Origin of the sequence: Leucobacter sp. USCH14, from assembly GCF_037619215.1 — a bacterium.
Lineage (GTDB): Bacteria > Actinomycetota > Actinomycetes > Actinomycetales > Microbacteriaceae > Leucobacter.
The window spans coordinates 67,499-84,208 of sequence record NZ_JAQPZP010000010.1 but is presented as its reverse complement, the minus strand read 5'-3'; the positions used below and the strand labels follow the sequence as shown (position 1 = coordinate 84,208).

The 16,710-nt window shown below is 69.2% G+C and carries 17 protein-coding genes and 1 tRNA gene; 6 read left to right on the top strand and 12 right to left on the bottom strand.

The genetic code is table 11. The annotated features are described in order from the left end of the window. The first annotated feature begins 11 nt into the window (after window positions 1-11). Together PQI23_RS10930 and PQI23_RS10925 are read left to right on the top strand one after the other, a co-directional pair. A complete protein-coding gene (locus tag PQI23_RS10930) occupies window positions 12-494 on the top strand; it encodes a GNAT family acetyltransferase (protein ID WP_339974442.1) in 483 nt (160 codons plus the stop codon). 9 nt (window positions 495-503) lie between these two features. Next, window positions 504-1,406 carry a DUF817 domain-containing protein gene (locus PQI23_RS10925; protein WP_339974440.1) on the top strand — a complete coding sequence of 301 codons (903 nt, stop codon included), beginning with the start codon at window positions 504-506 and terminating at the stop codon, window positions 1,404-1,406. Window positions 1,407-1,460: 54 nt separating this feature from the next. On the opposite strand, the gene PQI23_RS10920 is transcribed toward PQI23_RS10925, so the two are convergent. The 3 genes from PQI23_RS10920 to PQI23_RS10910 form a co-directional block, all read right to left on the bottom strand. Continuing rightward, the gene (locus tag PQI23_RS10920; RefSeq protein WP_339974438.1) at window positions 1,461-1,847 is read right to left on the bottom strand and encodes a DUF4190 domain-containing protein; all 387 of its coding nucleotides are present in this window, start codon (window positions 1,845-1,847) and stop codon (window positions 1,461-1,463) included. A 225-nt stretch (window positions 1,848-2,072) separates the two neighbouring features. After that, window positions 2,073-3,629 (bottom strand): MFS transporter, encoded by a 1,557-nt coding sequence (locus PQI23_RS10915; RefSeq protein WP_339974483.1) that lies wholly within the window; start codon window positions 3,627-3,629, stop codon window positions 2,073-2,075. A gap of 61 nt (window positions 3,630-3,690) precedes the next feature. Then, on the bottom strand, window positions 3,691-4,344 hold the full coding sequence (locus tag PQI23_RS10910; protein ID WP_339974436.1) for a TetR/AcrR family transcriptional regulator: 654 nt from the start codon (window positions 4,342-4,344) through the stop codon (window positions 3,691-3,693). A 229-nt stretch (window positions 4,345-4,573) separates the two neighbouring features. Here PQI23_RS10910 and rraA point away from each other — a divergent pair, with 229 nt between their 5' ends. Together rraA and PQI23_RS10900 are read left to right on the top strand one after the other, a co-directional pair. Next, a complete protein-coding gene (gene rraA, locus PQI23_RS10905; RefSeq protein WP_339974434.1) occupies window positions 4,574-5,047 on the top strand; it encodes a ribonuclease E activity regulator RraA in 474 nt (157 codons plus the stop codon). A gap of 50 nt (window positions 5,048-5,097) precedes the next feature. Then, a complete protein-coding gene (locus PQI23_RS10900) occupies window positions 5,098-5,877 on the top strand; it encodes a lysoplasmalogenase (protein ID WP_339974432.1) in 780 nt (259 codons plus the stop codon). Here PQI23_RS10900 and PQI23_RS10895 read toward each other — a convergent pair. Further along, window positions 5,843-6,739 (bottom strand): NUDIX hydrolase, encoded by an 897-nt coding sequence (locus PQI23_RS10895; RefSeq protein ID WP_339974430.1) that lies wholly within the window; start codon window positions 6,737-6,739, stop codon window positions 5,843-5,845. The two genes, PQI23_RS10900 and PQI23_RS10895, sit on opposite strands and share 35 nt — an antisense overlap. A 143-nt stretch (window positions 6,740-6,882) precedes the next feature. Between PQI23_RS10895 and PQI23_RS10890 the strand changes: the two genes are divergently transcribed. Next, on the top strand, window positions 6,883-7,338 hold the full coding sequence (locus PQI23_RS10890) for an aminoacyl-tRNA deacylase (RefSeq protein ID WP_339974428.1): 456 nt from the start codon (window positions 6,883-6,885) through the stop codon (window positions 7,336-7,338). A gap of 260 nt (window positions 7,339-7,598) precedes the next feature. Continuing rightward, window positions 7,599-7,672 (top strand) — tRNA-Pro (locus PQI23_RS10885). Between the two features lie 231 nt (window positions 7,673-7,903). Here the strand turns inward: PQI23_RS10885 and PQI23_RS10880 are convergent. The 8 genes from PQI23_RS10880 to PQI23_RS10845 form a co-directional block, all read right to left on the bottom strand. Then, a complete protein-coding gene (locus PQI23_RS10880) occupies window positions 7,904-9,103 on the bottom strand; it encodes a tyrosine-type recombinase/integrase (RefSeq protein ID WP_339974426.1) in 1,200 nt (399 codons plus the stop codon). Then, window positions 9,096-9,296: a helix-turn-helix domain-containing protein gene (locus PQI23_RS10875; RefSeq protein WP_339974424.1), complete on the bottom strand. Its 201-nt coding sequence runs from the start codon at window positions 9,294-9,296 to the stop codon at window positions 9,096-9,098. The genes PQI23_RS10880 and PQI23_RS10875 overlap by 8 nt, the downstream gene beginning before the upstream one ends. Further along, on the bottom strand, window positions 9,271-9,885 hold the full coding sequence (locus PQI23_RS10870; protein ID WP_339974422.1) for a hypothetical protein: 615 nt from the start codon (window positions 9,883-9,885) through the stop codon (window positions 9,271-9,273). The genes PQI23_RS10875 and PQI23_RS10870 overlap by 26 nt, the downstream gene beginning before the upstream one ends. Window positions 9,886-9,890: 5 nt before the next feature. Then, window positions 9,891-10,346, bottom strand: coding sequence for a hypothetical protein (locus PQI23_RS10865; protein ID WP_339974420.1), 456 nt, complete (start codon window positions 10,344-10,346; stop codon window positions 9,891-9,893). 46 nt (window positions 10,347-10,392) lie between these two features. Beyond that, the gene (locus tag PQI23_RS10860; RefSeq protein WP_339974418.1) at window positions 10,393-12,225 is read right to left on the bottom strand and encodes a type IV secretory system conjugative DNA transfer family protein; all 1,833 of its coding nucleotides are present in this window, start codon (window positions 12,223-12,225) and stop codon (window positions 10,393-10,395) included. After that, a complete protein-coding gene (locus tag PQI23_RS10855) occupies window positions 12,222-12,755 on the bottom strand; it encodes a hypothetical protein (protein ID WP_339974416.1) in 534 nt (177 codons plus the stop codon). The genes PQI23_RS10860 and PQI23_RS10855 overlap by 4 nt, the downstream gene beginning before the upstream one ends. Before the next feature lie 121 nt (window positions 12,756-12,876). Then, window positions 12,877-13,884 carry a DNA-processing protein DprA gene (dprA, locus tag PQI23_RS10850; protein WP_339974414.1) on the bottom strand — a complete coding sequence of 336 codons (1,008 nt, stop codon included), beginning with the start codon at window positions 13,882-13,884 and terminating at the stop codon, window positions 12,877-12,879. Between the two features lie 117 nt (window positions 13,885-14,001). Further along, window positions 14,002-16,644, bottom strand: a complete 2,643-nt coding sequence (locus PQI23_RS10845) for a hypothetical protein (RefSeq protein WP_339974412.1) — start codon at window positions 16,642-16,644, stop codon at window positions 14,002-14,004. Between the last annotated feature and the right edge of the window lie 66 nt (window positions 16,645-16,710).

Sequence of the window (16,710 nt, the reverse complement as noted above, 5' to 3'; positions counted from 1 at the left end):
GCGGAGCCAGAGTGACTACTGCTGCAGGCGAGATCAGTCCGCTGCGCTCATCGGAGATCCCGGCGGCCACCGCTCTGTGGGGTGCGTGCGGTCTCACGCGTCCGTGGAATGATCCTGTCTCCGACGCTGAGCGAGCCCTGGGCGGAGCGACTTCCACCATTCTCGCCGGGCGGTCTGACGCCGGCGAGGTCGTGGCGACCGTCATGGTCGGAGTCGATGGCCACCGAGGCTGGGTGTATTACCTGGCCGTGTCACCTGCCAGGCAGCGGCAGGGCTGGGGGCGGCGTCTGATGGCGGCTGCCGAGGCGTGGCTGCAGGAACATGGCGCTCCGAAAGTGCAGCTCATGGTCCGATCCGGCAATGCGGCCGTTCTCGGGTTCTACGATGCGCTGGGGTACTCCGATCAGCAGACCGTGGTGCTCGGCAAATTCCTCGACCCGCAGCTCGAACGGATGAAGCGTCTCGAAGAGCAGCGCTCAGCCGCGGGGCGGTAATCTCTGAGCATGTCGGCACCAGGGCGCTCCGGAGACCACGTCGGCGACGCTGCACCGGGGCGTCAGCTCACCGGGCTCGAGCGGACGATCGACCGAGCTGCCAATCGCCTCCTCGCGGGAAAGCCCGCGTCGGGCGCACGCGCGGTGCTCATCGAGGCTGCGGTGTTCCTACTCAAGCAGGCGTGGGCGTGCATCTTCGGGGCGCTGATGCTCGTCGTCATCGTCGCGGCGCGGCTCTGGTACCCCGACGACGCCGCCCTCGCCCGGAACGACGCGATGACGATCGCAGCCGTGGCGATCCAGATCGCAATGCTCGTGTTCCGCCTGGAGAGCGGCCGCGAACTCTGGGTGATCGTGCTGTTCCACATCACGGGCACGGTGATGGAGCTGTTCAAAACCGACGTGGGATCGTGGGCGTACGCCGCCGACGGCGTGCTGCGAATCGGTGCGGTGCCGCTCTTCAGCGGCTTCATGTATGCGGCGGTCGGCTCGTACATGGTGCGCGTGTATCGGCTGCACGATCTGCGCTTCACGAGGTATCCGCCGATCTGGGCGACCACCATCGCGGCGATCGCGATCTACGCGAACTTCTACACCCACCACTACATCTTCGATGCCCGGTGGATCCTGCTCGCCGTCGTCGTGCTGCTCTGGGCGCCGACGATCATGCACTTCCGCATCTGGCGTGCGACGCTCAGAGTGCCGCTGCTGCTGGTGTTCGCGGGAGTCGCGCTCTTCATCTGGATCGCCGAGAACATCGCCACCCTCTCCGGTGCGTGGCTGTACCCGAGTCAGGTCGACGGGTGGGAGTTCGTCTCGGGCCAGAAGATCATCTCGTGGTTCCTGCTGATGATCATCTCGGTGGTCATGGTCACCTGGGTGTATCGCCCGAGGCGACCGGACGACGCGTAGTGGTTCACGCGCCCGGGCTCGGGATCAGGCGGCTCAGCTTCAGGCGGCCCGCACTCAAGCGGCGAAGACGAGCGCGAGCGCCCCGAACCCGAAGACCGCGACTGCGACGATGCCGGCGAGCACCCAGATGGCGAGCATGACCGCGTTCAGCCAGACGCCCCAGAGAGCGAGGGCGCGATCCCGCGTGTTGCGACGCAGCGCGAGGATGCCGAAGACGAGGCCGGTGATGGGCGCGAAGAACGTCCAGCCGCTGACGACCGAGGCGATGCCGAGCACGAAGCTGGTGATCGAGAACGCGCGGGAGTGGTCGTCGATGGCGACCGGCCCGCTCGGGAACGGCTCGGATCCGTTCGAGGCGGCGCTGCTCGCCGCGAGGGGCGTGGTGCCGGCGACGCGGGGGTCGTTGGCCAGGGGTGCTTCGGGGGTGATGGTGGCGCTCATGGCGGCTCCTCTCGTGGGCGGCGAACGGGATGTTCGTCCGTGATGGTTCCACGGTAGGTCGGGGCGGGGCACCGCCGCGTCCGCCCGCGGTATGGCCCGCATGAGACCCCGGTACCGTTTCTCGCGGCACCGGGGTCAGGGGCGAGTCGGGGGCGGATCAGGGTGCAGCAGGGGTGCTGGTCAGGGTCATGACGGGGCACTGGCAGGAGAGCGCCCCGCGGGCGCCTAGTGCGAGGCCTGCGACACGTCGGTGCCCTTGGGCGTCATGAGGAAGACTGCCGCCGCAACGGCGAACATGATGACACCCCCGGCGATCCCCGTCGCCTGCATCGAGTGGGTGAAGGCCACACCCGCCTGCTGCGCGAGCTCGGGGAGGCTCAGCTCGTCGGCGATCGAGACCGCGGCCCCGAGCGACTCCTCGGCCTGCCCGGCGAGCGAGCGCTCGACACCCCGGAGGGCACCCGACGCGATGAACTCGGCCCGGTACAGCAGAGCCGAGACGCTGCCGAGAATCGCGACGCCGAGCACGGCGCCGAGCTCGTACGAGGTCTCCTCGATGGCGCCCGCGTTGCCGGCCTTCTCCTCGGGGGAGCCGTGCATGATCATGGCCGATGCGATGGCGAGCGAGCCCGTTCCGGCGCCGATGAAGCAGAGCGCGATGATCACGGTGAGGGTGGTGAGCGTTCCGGGCTGCAGGCCGATGACGAGCATGCCGACGCCCGCGAAGCCGAGGCCGCCAGCGAGCACGGCGCGCGCCCCGATGCGCCGGGCGAGCACGGGGGCGGTGAGCGACGCGAGGGCGCCGGTGATCGCGATCGGGAAGAGGCGGATGCCGGCCTCGACGGGGGAGGCGCCGTCGACGAGCTGCAGCCACTGGGCGATGAGCAGCAGGGCGGCGATCATCGCGAACGTCGAGCCGAGCGCGGCGATGGCGCCGGCGGAGAAGACGCGGTTGCGGAAGAGGCTGAGGTCGAGCAGCGGCGACGCGCTGCGGAGGCAGCGCACCACGAACCAGGCGAGCAGGGCGGCGCCGGCTGCGAACGCGACGAGCGCCTCGGGCACGAGCAGGCTCGCCTCCTTGCCGAAGGTCTTGATGGCCCAGACGAGCAGCGTCATGCCGACGAGCGACAGCGCGGCGGCGAGGAAGTCCCAGCGGCCGGTGTGCGCGACACGCGATTCGGGCAGGATCGCGATGCCCGCGATCACCCCGACGAGCATGAGCGGCACGTTCACCAGGAACGCCGCGTGCCACGAGAAGTACTCGAGCAGCAGCCCGCCGAGCAGCGGGCCGACGGCGGCGCCGAGCCCCGAAACGGCGGCCCAGATGGCGAGGGCCGTGGCCCGCTCGCGGGCGTCGGTGAAGATGACGCGGATGAGCGAGAGGGTGATCGGCATGATCATCGCGCCGCCCACGCCGAGGATCGCGCGGATCGCGATGACTGACTCGGCGTTGGTGGCGAACAGCACGAGCAGCGACGCCACCCCGAAGATCGAGTAGCCGAGCAGCAGCATGCGCTTGCGGCCCCAGCGGTCGGCGATCGCGGCGAACGAGACGAGCAGGCCGGCGAGCACGAGCGAGTAGACGTCGATGATCCAGAGCTGCTGGTCGCTCGTCGGGTGCAGCTCGGCCGCCATCTCGGGCAGCGCGATGTTCAGGATCGTCATGTCCATCGTGATGACGAGCAGGCTCGCGGTGAGCACGCTGAGCGCGGCCCAGCGGCGGGCCTTGCTGAGCGGGGCGAACTTCGGTGCGGAGTGCGGTGCGGTGCGCGGGGCGGACATGGTGGTCACGGTCTTTCTGAGTGTCGGTTCGAGTGGGAAAGTTCTGGGGCCTGCCGCTTCGCTAGGTGTGCGCCGAGCCCGGCACCGGCATCGTCATGAGCGCCTGGAGCACGCGGGTGAGCTCGTCGCGGCCGAGCGGAGTGCCGGTGAGGCCAGCATGCATTGTCGCCCCGTCGAGGAAGACGGCGATGGCGACGGCGCGCTCCTGGCCCACCTGTGTCGAGAGGAGGTCGACGACGCGCTCCGGCCAGCGCAGCGCGAGCGCTCGCAGCCGGGGGTCGGTGGTGCCGCTCGTCATGAGCGCGATGTCGGCGTGCACCGTGCGCGGGTCTTCGAGGTAGGCGAGCAGCTCGTCGATGATGGGGTCGGGGCGCTCGAAGATGGTCGCGATGAACGGCTCGAGCCGCGCGATGGCCTCGTCGATCTCGTCGGCGAGCTGCTGCAGGGCGCACTCGCGCATGTCGTCGATCGAGCTGAAGTACTGGGTCGTCGAGCCGAGCGGCACGGAGGCGCGCTTCGCGACGGCGCGGTGGGTGAGCGCTGCGGCGCCCTCCTCGACGATGATCTCGGTCGCGGCGGTGAGGATCGCACGGCGTCGACCCTCGGGGTCCCGTCGGCGGGGAGCGGCGGGTGTGGCGGGCGTGGCGTTCGCGATGTGTGCGGCGCTCGCCGTCTGCGCGGCGTCAGTAGCCGTCGGCTCGTCCGTGTGCGGCATTTCGGCTCCTTTCGCGCGGGCAGAGACGGTGGCGAATCACCACGCGCCCTTACTGTACATGTGTACATGTACTTTTGTACAGTAAGAGTTCTGCTCGGTGGCCGCGCTGCGCAGCATTGCGAACCGTTGCCGATGTTCCTCCCGTTGTCGGAGGTTGCGGGTAACGTGACACCTGAACGACCGGCACCATGCCGGCCGGCCCGACTTCGGGCGCGAGGGGAGTAACGAGATGGCGCAGATCAGTACGGCCGACCTCTACGACGAACGCGGCAGCGAGCTGCGCTCGGTGTCGTTGCAGTTCCAGAACATCGGGGGCATGACGGGGTTCACAGGCCCGGTGCGCACGCTGCGGTGCTTCCAAGACAATGCGCTGATCCGCCAGACGCTGTCGAGCGACGGGCACGGCGCCGTGCTCGTGATCGACGGCGGCGGCTCGCTCGAGACCGCGCTGGTGGGCGACCAGATCGCCGAGCTCGCCTGCGACAACGGGTGGGCGGGGCTCATCGTGCACGGCGCGATCCGCGACCGCGTCGCGATCGGCACGCTCCCGTTCGGCGTGAAGGCGCTCGGGTCGAACCCCGCGAAGTCGACGAAGACGGGCGCGGGCGAGGTCGACGTTCCCGTCGAGATCGGGGGAGTGGAGTTCCGCCCCGGCGTCACCGTGTGGTGCGACGACGACGGCATTCTTGTCGAGGCGGAGTAGCCGGCCGCGACGTTCACGTACCGGCCCGCGCCCGGGCCTATGATGCGAGTATGACCGAGCGCTCTCGAGCTTCGCTGCCGTTTCTGCCGTACATCGCGGTGGCGCTCGTGTACGTCATCGCCTGCTTCGGGCAGTACCCGTTCGAGGGGTGGACCAAACTGCTGCTCATGCCCGCGCTCGCCGCCGGCGTCGTGACGGCGGTGGTGTTCGTGCCCGAGCTGCGCATCCGCCCGGTGCCCGCCGGCGCGCTCGCCCTCCTGCTCGCCGCCCTGGCGTTCTCGTGGCTCGGCGACGGCGCCGCAACGTTCTTCCCGATGTTCGACAGCGAGCTGCCGATGATGCTCGCGTGCTTCGGCATCGCGCATCTCGCGTACATCGTGCTGCTGTGGCGGGTGCGCGGCGTCGCGCGGCGGCGCCTGCCCGCGTGGAGCCTCGTCTACGTGATCGCGTACCTCGTGCTGCTAGCACTGCTGCTGCCGCACACGAAGTCGCTGTCGATTCCCGTGATGGCGTACGGGCTCGTGCTCGTCGGCACCGCCGCGCTCGCCACCCGCTGCGGCTCGGTCATCGCGTGGGGCGGTGCGTTCTTCCTGCTCTCCGACGCGATCCTCGCCTTCCGGCTGTTCGTGCCGGGCAGCACCACCTGGACGAGCGGCGTCGTCATGCTCACCTACACGATCGGGCAGGGGCTGCTCGCGTACGGCATCGTCGCGGCGCTGCGGCGTCGTGTGCCGACCGGCGAGGTTCCCAGCGCTGGTGGGAGCCCGGTTCAGATGCCCGGCGGCGCGGGCCCCGCTACGCCTCCGGCAGGATCCTCAGCAGCTTCTTGACGCCGCGCACCGTGGTGGCGCCCGCGGCGCCGACCCGCACGCGCAGCTCCGCGTCGCTCGTGACGACCGTGGTGATCGATCCGCTCGCGCTCAGCGCCTCGACGGCGCTCACGATGGTGTCGTCGCCCGTCTCGGCGGCGCTCAGCACCCGCACGCGGTCGGTGCTGTCGATGCCGCGCGCATTGCCCTCGACCACGAGAATCCAGTCGGGGTAGACGCGGTCGAGGCCCGGCACGCGGGGCTCGGCGAGGTCGAGGAACCCGGCGCGCACCCCGTTCGAGGCCTCCAGGTAGCGGTGCAGGCGGTCGCGCAGGCCCTCGGCGGCGCCTCGGCGATCCTTCCACCAGCCGTTCGGCACGCTGCCGATCACGTTCGCGGCGTCGACCACCACCGTGGGCGGCGGGCCGAGCAGGGGCCGTAGGATCTGCCAGCTCGACGCGAACGCCGGGTGCAGGGGCAGGTTCTCGACCTCTTCGAGCGCCACCCACGCGAGGGCGTGGCTTTCGGGGTCGGTGATCTCGGGCTCGAACTGCTGCACCACGTCGGCGACGACCGTCGTGTACGTCCAGCCCTCGCGGTCGAGCACGTGGGTGTAGCGGGGGCGCACCGCGTTATCGGGAACCCCCGCCTCCTCCTGCGCCTCGCGGATCGCGCCGTCGTTCGCGAACTCGCCCTCGTGCCGGGCGCCGCCCGGGATGCCCCAGGTGTCGCCGTGGTCGCTCCAGGTGACGCGGTGCTGCATCAGGATCGCGTCGCGGGCGTGGTCGTAGGCGAGCAGCCCGGCGGCGCCGAAGCGGCCCCAGTAGCGCCCGCCGTCGCCCGCCGTGACCCAGGCGTCACCGGGGTTTCGAAGGTCGCTCATGGTCACAGCGTATCTGCGACCTGCCGCTTCGCGCGCGTGTCGTGTGTTTCGCGGCGGGAATGCGCGGATGGTGTCAGGGCGTTGTGGTCGGTGCGGCGGGTGATTCCGGCCGTGCCGTGTTGTGAGCTTTTCGAGGAGGATGCATGTCGACCGATGCCGAGCCCTACGCCGCCGCCGCCCGTGATGCCGCCGCGCGCGGCCTCGACGTGACGTTCGTGCCGCGCACCCCGGGGCAGCGCCCCGCGCCCGTCTACGGCGTCGAGCTCGTGAAGACGATCGTGGTGCAGACGAAGCGGGGCTTCGTGCTCGTGCTCACCCCCGTCGACGCGCAGTTCTCGTGGGCGAAGCTGCGGGCGCATCTCGGCGTCAACAAGCTGTCGCTGCCCGACGCCGATGGCGCGCTCGCCGCAACCGACTACGTGCGCGGCACGATCACCCCTTTGGGTGCCGCGGGTTCGTGGCCGGTCGTTCTCGATGCCCGGTTAGCTGGGCGCCGGATCGCGATCGGCTCGGGCAGCGCCGAGTACGGAGCGCTGGTGGCGGCCGATGAGCTGGTGGATGCGTATTCTGCCGCCGTCGTCGATCTCGCTGCTGAGTGAGTCTCTTCGCGGGCTGGCGTCGGTCTCCTGGGTTGTTGCGGCGGGTGGCGCGCCCGGCTTTCTGCGGCTGGGGCGCGATTTCTCGCCGTTGGTTCGATCCGCCCTCCGAGTGTGGGTAATATAGAGGGGTTGCCTCGGCAGCGCAGGCCAGACTCTGGTCGGCGAAGCTGAAGAACAACGGGCTGTGGCGCAGCTTGGTAGCGCACTTGACTGGGGGTTACAGGCATTAGCCTCTCCGGTAGCCCAAAATAACTAAACAACGGGTTGTGGCGCAGCTTGGTAGCGCACCTGACTGGGGGTCAGGGGGTCGCAGGTTCAAATCCTGTCAACCCGACGAAAAAGCCCTGATGAGAAGCTATTTTTCATCAGGGCTTCTCTCGTTTCTGGTGACCTTCGCCGGAGCGCGAGCCGGAGCCCGAAGCTTGGGCATGAGCCGCTTCGAGGTTCGGTCGAGCGTCGGTCAGATTCGGGTCTAGTGGGCCAAAAAGTGGAAATCTAGTGGGCCAAAATCCGGGCAGGTTGAGGCCTCGGCCCCCTTCTCTGAGCCGAGTGCGGCGGTTGTTCGTTAGAGCTGGGGTCTGTCGCGGCGGGGCGGCTCCTTCCTGTGCTGTCGCGTCTTCGGTCGCGCGAGGAACTGGTTGGCGAGTTGGGCGGCCTCGTTCAGCTGCCGGTGATCGGGATGCAGGTAGCCCTTGGTTGTATCGATCGACGCATGCCCGAGGATGCGCTGCAGCACGTGGAGCGGCACCCCGGCATCGGCCAGCCAGGTCGCGCCGGTGTGCCGGAGCCCGTGCCTGGTGAGGTTCGGCAGGCCGAGATCGACGACGATCTGATCCCAGTTCGTCGCGTCTCGGACGGTCGCGGTCGTGAGCACGCCGCCCCGAGGCCCGCGCAGGAGAGGGTCATCGGGCTTCTTGCCCGCAGACAGGCGCACGAGCAGTGGTTCGAGCTCATCGAGGATCGGCACGTACCGGGTCTTGCGGCCCTTGGTCTGCTTGCGAACGAGCCCTCCCTTGCCCGGGTAGATCTGCCGTTCGATCTTGACGACGCGGTTCTTCCAGTCAATGTCTCCCGCTTCGAGCCCTGAGACTTCGGAGCCACGCGCCGAGAGCAGCGCGCAGAGCATGACGTGATCCGAATAGCTCTGATGCACCTCCGCACATCTCGCAGCGAGAGCGTTCAGCGTCTCCACGTCCTGGATCGCGAACGCGCGCATGGAACCGGGTTCGAGCGCCGGGACGTGGTTGAACGCGCGTCGCGCCCGATTCTTCGCCGGGTTCGACGGGATCACCTCGTCTCGCACGGCAACATCCAGCACTCGCACCAGCACGCCGATGGAGGTCTTGATGGTGGAAGGCCGATGTTCGGTCTCCCACTGGTCGATGGTGCGATCGATCAGCCCGGTGGTGATCTTGCTGACCTTGATATGACCGAGCGCCGGTACGACGCGGAGCCTGAGGCTGGCGTCGTAGCCCGCGACGGTGGAAGTCGTGTCGAGGCCGCGCTGCCAGCGATCGCCGATCGACTCGACGTAGTCCGAGAACGTGACGAGCAGATCGGTTCCCGTCTCGGTTGCCTCCTGCATCGTCGCGAAGAACGCTTCCGCGTCTTCTGGCGTCGGGACGAACGCCGAGCGGCTGGGGCGCTTCCTCGTGTGCGGGTCGGTCCAGCGCACGCGTGCGAGATACCCGCTGCCGCGGCTCTCGATACTGGTGGAGAGCTTCACCCCGATGGGCGGCATCTTGTGCTGGCGCGGGTCAGCCATGCTCGCGCTCGCGTTCCAGCACCCAGGCGCGCACGGTCGGCGGGTTGTAGCGGGCGATCCCGCCGACGCTGACAAACGGCGGCCCCTCGTGCTGCCTGCGCCACCTCGACAAGGTCGCCTGCGAGACGTTCAGGAACTCGGCTGCTTCTCGCGAGTTCCACAGCGGCTCAACCTGGCTCGTCGTCGCGTACACGATCAGCCGATCGCTTCAGACGAATGAACTCATCCTCGATGTCCTGGCGCGCCTGCACATCGGCGGCCACGAAGTCGACGAAATCGATAGCCCGGTTCGGGATCAGCTCGTCTTCGATGGGCGTTTGGGGTTCCTCTCCCGGCCAGGTGGTCTGCCGGGTGGGGCGGTCGCGGTCAAGGCGGGTGCCGCAGGTCGCTACCCACTCACGGAGCCGTTCCCGCGCGAGCGCGAAATCGGTGTGCCAGGCGATCGGCCCCGAAGCGTCCTGCTCCGGGTCGTAGCTCGCGATCCAGTGCAAGTGCAAGGCGGAGAGCTCCCACACGAGTTCGGGGTGCCGGTACCAGAACGGCGGGATCACCGAGGCGGGCAGCCCATAGGTGCGGCGAAGCTGATCGACCCACTCATTCAATGCCAGCCATTCCGCCTCCGCATCGCCGGACGTGAGCAGATTCCAGTTGACCGGTCGAGGTGGCTCCGGCAGCGCGGCGCGCGCCATCACCAGGTCGTACAGGTCGTCGTCTTCGATCTCGGGATCGAGGTGCTCGCCGACTTCGTCCTCGGCGCCGGAACCATCGGGAGCTTCGTGCATGTCGCTCACCGCCCCAACGCCAGCGCACGGGCGGGCTGAGCCGCACGGAACTCGACAGTGCCCACTGCCCGCGGTGCCTCCCGTGTCGCCTCCATACGGGGCCGTGGCTTGCGTTCGACCCGGTAGCGTTCGCGCGTGGTATCGAAGAGGAGCTTGACCGCCTGGAACTGGCGCTCCTCGACCTTCTGCCCGCGATGCTCGTAGCTTCGCGTCTTGAAGCTGCCAATGGCGACCACGTCGTCGCCCTCCACGAAGTCGGCGAACGCTTCCTCCGCATTCTCGCCGAGCAGCACGAGCTTCGTGTACGTGGCACCCAGGAGCGTCAGGCTTCCATCGGGTTCTTCTCGGTGCTGTTTCTGCCCGATCTGGCCGATGAACAGCGCGAGCCCGTCGGAGAGTCGTTTGAGCTGCGGGGTGCGGGAGAGGTATCCGGGGAGAGCGGTCTTGGTGCGCGGGTCCATCGATTCGTCCTTGCTCGTTCACGGTCGCGCTCGCTGCGCGACATCTCTATGAAGCAGGTGCACCGCCCCCGCCTGTCGGATCGTCCGCAATCGGCTGGGTGGTGGCCTGCCGGTAGTGGAGTTGTGCTTCGACCGCGCAGCGGTCGGCTGCGAGGTGTTTCCCGTCGGCGCGCTGGGTCCACCGGCGCAGCCGGGTCACGATCGGCGGTGCCGCGCGCAGCAGCACGAGGCCGGTGCCGAACGGGAGGCGGCGGATCGCGTCGGGAGGCATGATCGGCACCCGGCGGATCGAGCGTTGCGCGCTACGGGAGCCGTGGTCGCCGACGGTAATGGAGTCGGTGATCTCGTCGCGTTCCCCGATGAGCGTGGACAGGTCCTGGAGGTCTTTCGAATTGGAGGCGCCGCCGAGGATGATCTTCACGATCGCGGCGTCCCAGATCGCGGAGGCCGCGTTCTCCGACCACTGCTCCCGCGCCTGCGCAAGCGACTGCAAGACCGGCATGGTCGTGATCCCGGTGCCGCCGCCTTCGGCCATGAGCGTCGGCAACGACGGCAACGGGCTGAGGTTCGCGACTTCGTCCAGGCAGAGCAGCAGGGGCGGGTCGAGTCTCGCCCCCGGGGAGCGTGCGGCGAGGCGGCGGGCTGCCTCGACCACATCTTCGATGAGCGCCGCGACCAGCGGGGCGCTGTTGTTCGCGCCGGCTGCGGTCGCGAGCAGGTACAGGGTGCCCTTCTTCGCGAGAAAGTCTTCGGGGTCGAACACCTCGTCCGTGCCGGGGGTGACGGCATCGAGCACGCGGGGGTCGGCGAGGGCGGCGAGCGCGAGTGAGACGCCCTGCCAGATCGAATCCCTGGTACGCGGGTCCGCTTCGATCATCGCCTGCAGTGCTTCCGCCCACCCTCCTGCGGCTTGCGGGTGGGTGGCGAGGATCGATACGGCGTCGCCGGCTGCTGCGGGGTCGAGCGTCCACCGAAACAGATCGGCGGGCTGGCGCTGGTCGAGCGCGGCGGCGTGGAGCAGGCATTGGAGCGCGACCCTCGTTTTCGCTTCCCAGAAGTCGCCGCCCTCGACCCCGCCTTTCCCGAGCCCGGTGGCGGAGGCGAGCCCGGATGCGCGGATCATCGCGGTGAGAGGGTCGGTGCAGCCTCTGACGGGCGACCAGCGGAGCCCAGCGGGGATGCCGTCGGCGAGGTGCTGCGGATCGAACACCGCCACCGGCCCCACCTTCTCCCTCGCGCGGATCGTGGCGGTCACATTGTCCGGGCGCGTAGACGTGGTGACGACGGCGCCGGGGGCGGCGAGGATCGAGTTGATGACGATGTGCACGCCCTTCCCGGAGCGGGGCGGCCCGATCAGCAGGATCGAGTCTTCGACCGACGCCCACACCTCGACCCCGCGCGACACCCCGAGCCGGTACCCAACCTCCGCAGGTTCAGGGGTCACGAGCGACGGGCGCAGGCTCCCCGCACGTGCCAGGAGTGCGCGCGGGGAACCGGCTTTCGCGACCTCGGCGCGGGTGGCGATCCCGGCGATCCGGTACGGGTCCATCGCCTGCCGGCGGCCATGCTGCCGGATCGTCGCCCACCCCCACCAGGCGGCAGCCCCGGCGGTGAGGATCATGGTGCCGGCGATCACCCAGTACACGACCGGGTCAAGGCCCGGCATGCCGAGCGCGGCACCCGGGTCGGCGGGATGCAGGAGAACCCCGGCCCCCGCACCGAGGCCAGCGTGGGGTTGCGTGGTGCCGGTGAGGAACGCGGCGACACTGCCCGCCGCCCGCAGGAGTACCGCGATGACGGCGAGGGCGGCGAGACAGGTGAGGGCGGCGTTGGTGAGTTCGTCGCCGAGGCTCGCGGCCGGGCGGATCGGGGAGGTCACTGCGGTGCCCCGATGCAGACGGTGGCGGAGATGCGGCCGAGGAGGATCACTTCACCGGTGGGTGCGTGGTCGAGGTAGCGGGAATCGATCAGGGCGCGGGCGATCCCGTCGGGCCCGGTCTCGGTGTGCGCGATGACAATCGCGACCGCGACATCCTCGCCCGGCACCATCCCCGACCCCGCGAACTGCACCAGACGCGGCACCGCCGGCACCGGCACCGCCGACTGCGAAACCTGCTGTACCGGCTGCGCCTCTGGTGGCGGGGTGCGGCGCGGGCGCGGGGTGTAGAAGTCGGTCATCGTCCGGCCGTCGGTCTCGATGACATCGACGCGGATCGTGGAGCCGGTCTGCTCTCGGATCGCGTCCACGATCGCCGGGAACGATCCCCGCCGCCACGGCGGGGAGAACTCCGGCGGCAGAAACGGCGCCCCGTCGACCGTGACGGCGAGGGTGCCGTCCTCGGCGACGACGATCCGCACCATCACCACCCCTACTGGGGCGGCGGGCTTCGAACGATCACGCTTCGACATACAGGGTCTCCTTCACAAGACGGGCAGGCAGAGAGCGACCCGAGGCCAGGGGTGCCGGCGGGCCGGAAGACACACACCAGGGACGGCGCAACGTGGGCGGCAAGGATGCGAGCCAGAGATTTCAGAGCGTGGGCCGGCCCGTGCCGCGGCCTGGGTCGGGGGCGGCGCGGCGGGCGGCCTGCTGATATGCCGGCGGGAGCCGGTACGCCGCCGGCGTCGGGTCGAGCATCGCTTCGACATCTCCGACGCTCGTGGTGACTTCTGCGAGGCCTTCGGCGAGGAGCCGGTGGCAGCCGGCAGAGTTCGCGGAGGTGATCGGGCCAGGGATCGCGCCGAGCTGCCGGCCGAGTTCGTAGGCGGCGACCGCGACCCGGAGGCTTCCCGACCGTGCCCCGGCCTCCGGGATCACCGTCGCGGCGGACAGGGCGGCGAGCAACCGCGCACGCGCCTCGAACCGGCCCTTCGTCGGCGCGTATCCCGGCGGGGCCTCGCTGATGAGGAGGCCGCCGTGCTCGGTGATGCGGCGGAACAGGTCATGGTGCGCCCGCGGATACGGCCGGTCCAGGCCGCCCGCGAGCACCGCGATCGTAGAGGCGGATCGCGCAGCGAGGGCGGCGCGGTGGGCTTCGGCGTCGATGCCGTAGGCGCCGCCCGAGACGAGGATGCGCGGTGATGCTGCGAGCTGCGACGCGAACTCACGAGTCACCTGCACCCCGTAGCCGGTGGCGGCGCGGGCGCCGGTGATCGTCACCCGTGACGAGAGCGAGTCGGTGAGTAGTTCCGGGTTGCCCTTCGCCCACAGCATGAGCGGTGCGGCGTGGCCGAGGTCCGCGAGGGCGTCGGGCCAGCCGGGGCGGTGCGGGGTGAGGATGCGCAGGCCGTAGCGCTCGGTCAGGCCGATCAGCTCATCGGTGAGCACGTCCTTCTGCTGGGCGGCGGCCTGCTGCCGCCACCGCACCCCGGCCACGGGGTCGACCTGAGACGGGATCGCTGCGCCTGGGTCGCGGATCAGCGCGAGCGTCTCCGTGACGCCGATGGCCTGCACGAGCTGCCCGGTGACCGGATCGCCGGGCTCGGTGAGCACGGCGAGCGTGATCCGCGCGATCGTGTCTGCCGTGTACTCGCTCATCGCCGCCTCCTGCACTGCCGTCACTGTCAGAGGACAGGTGCGCCAGGCGGACACGCGAAAGGGCGGGGCGCAGACCCTGGGGAATGGTCTGCGCCCCGCCCTCCATGGGGTGCTGGGTTACTGATTCATGAGCTCTTCGATACCGGCGTCCTCCTCTCCGCTGTCTCCGCCTCGCTCCCGGTGGAGCGCGAGCCGTCGCCCGAACCACAGCGTCACCCCGGCCGCGAGGAGCGCGACCAGGCCGCCTGCGGCGATCAGCCACGGGAACCCGCCCCCAGTCGTAGCCAGCTCGGACGGTTTCCCCGGAAGCTCCGGCACCTCCGGCGTCGGCGGCACCTCCGGCGGTGTCTCGGTCACGACCGTCGTCTCACCCGGCGCACCGCATTTCCCTTCCGTGATGACCTTGCCCTTCGCGTCGTAGAGGGTTTCGACCCAGTACACGTGCCCGGCACGGTCGACGCTCGTCTTCCCGGAACGGTAGATGCCGGCCTCGGTGACGGCGATCTTCTCCGAGGTGAAGAACGGCACCTCGCACACCGGTTCGGCGTCCGGGGCGTGGGGGCCGTAGGAACGGAACACGAGGTACGCGCCCGCGGGGATCTTCGACCCCTGCACGAGGGCGGCATCGTCGAACTCCTCACCGATCCCCGCAACAGGGGTGGCCTGCGTGACGACCGACACCGGCTGCTCGGCGCCTGGAACGTAGAACCGCTCCCAAATATCCGCCGGCGACGACTGGAACGGTTGCACGCGGTCGTCGCCCGCGAACCGCGTGACGATCACGTAGAACCCGGCCTCGGTCGGCTGGATACGGTCCTCATCGGTGTAGCCGATGTCGTAGACCCCGTTCTTCGCGGGCGTCGTGATCCGCGTGAGCACCGGCGCGTCCGACAGATCGAGATCGTCGGTCAGCTCCGCATCGGTCTTGAACGGGCCGTAGACGGTGTGCTCGATCTCCTGCTCGTCGGGACCCCAATATCCGTCACTCGTGAACTCGGGATGATTCTCCGGGAACCCCGAGACGGTGATCCGGTCGAACGCTCGCCCGTTCTGGTGGACGTTGTACTCGCGAACCTCCGAGGTGATCGTGAGCGGCCACCTGACGGAGTGCGACTCGATGTTGATGCCGTACTCGTCCTGCCAATCCGCGGCAATGTACGGGCGCACCCACTCCGGCTGCGACGCCTTCTTCACCTGCCACACCCACGTCACGAACCCCGCATCCGGCAGCACCACCTCGGGCGACTCATGCTCGCCAGGCCCCGTCGCAGTCACCTGCACGGTGCTGATCGGCACCGCACCCGCCGGCACCTCCGCACCCCGCACGGGCGGCAGGGTTCCGGGTACCTGGTAGGCAGTGCCCTCGAAAACCACCGGGATCGGCTCGCCGTTGTGCTTGAGCCACGCGCCGTTGGTCGAGGAGACCGTGATCGTATCCGTCACCCGGTCGCCGGGCTTGACCAGCCGCCCGTTCGCCTGCGATACCGCTTCCGGCTGGAACGGCGTGACCGAGGTCTCCGCCACCCGCCCGAACCGATCCGTGAAGGAATCGGTAAGGTACTTCGCGTTCGCGCCCTGCTTGGTCTTGTCGATCCTCCACACCCACGTGTAGAACCCCGACTCCGGCGCGATGAGCGTGCCCGGCGACACGTAGTTCCCGGGGTGCGTGAGCGTCAGCGACTCCGTTCCGAGTACGGGCGCGCCCTCTGGGGGTGCGTTCGCTTCGGCCGGCTGCGCGTCGAACGGCCCGTAGAGGGTGCTCTCGGCGAGCACCGGCACCGGGGTGCCGTTCACCTTGATCCACGAGTGCTTCGTCACCGTGACGTTCAGCTTGTCGGCGAACACGTCGCCGGCCTGCACGAACTTCGCATCCACCACAGTCTCGATCACCGGCTGGAAGTCCAGCGGAATCACCGGCGACGAAGCTTCCGCCGACAGCGGCTCGAACGAAGCGGTGCCGAGGATGCGCTGTTCGCCCGGCGTGTAGAACAGGTCGACGCCGGCCCCGTAACCGACGGCGGGAGCCTTGATGCTCGCGGTGATCTGATAGTCGGGCGCCGACTCGGGCGGGACGCCGACGATCTCATGCGTTCCGGCACCGAGCATTGCCGAGGTGCTGCCGTTCGTGAAGGTGGCGCTCGTGAGCGTCACCGTGCCGGTCGCAGAAGCGGGGTTCGCGCTGATCGTGAGTTGCCCGTGGTACTGGTCGCTCATGCTGATCGACATGCTCACGGACGGGTTCGCCACGGCGTTCGCGGCGGCTGCGTCGCGCATCGCGTTGAGGTTCGCGAGCACCGTGCCCTGCACGTTCGCGGGGACGCGGGTGACGAAGTGCGCATCACCACCACGCCCCACGTAGTTGCTGTGGTCGGCGACGTCCCACACGTACATCTGCACCGCCGCCGTGATGTTCGGGTCGCTGCTTTCGCCCCAGCGGCCCATGACGTAGTTCAGGCGCGCAAGCTCGGTCTCAGAGAGCGAATCGAGGGTGGTCTTCAGCTCGGGATGATGGGTGTTGCCCCAGGGTGGGAGCGCGTCGAGGTCCATGCAGTACGCCTGCCGGCCATGCGATGAGAACGATCCGAGCCACAGGTCTTCGTTGCCGTACCCGACGCCCAGCGTCGCGGCCTGCGCAGCCGGGGCCGGGGCGAAGAAGAGGCCGCTGATGAGCATGAGCAGGATGGTGAGGATCGCGGCGTACCGCGAGACGGTGCGGCCGGGCGGTCTTCCCGCTTGGACGGGTTCGAGCGCTGTGGACATGGGGACTCCTGACTGAACGATGAAATGCCGCCGCCAGGACTGACGGCAGCCAACAGTCAGGTGCGC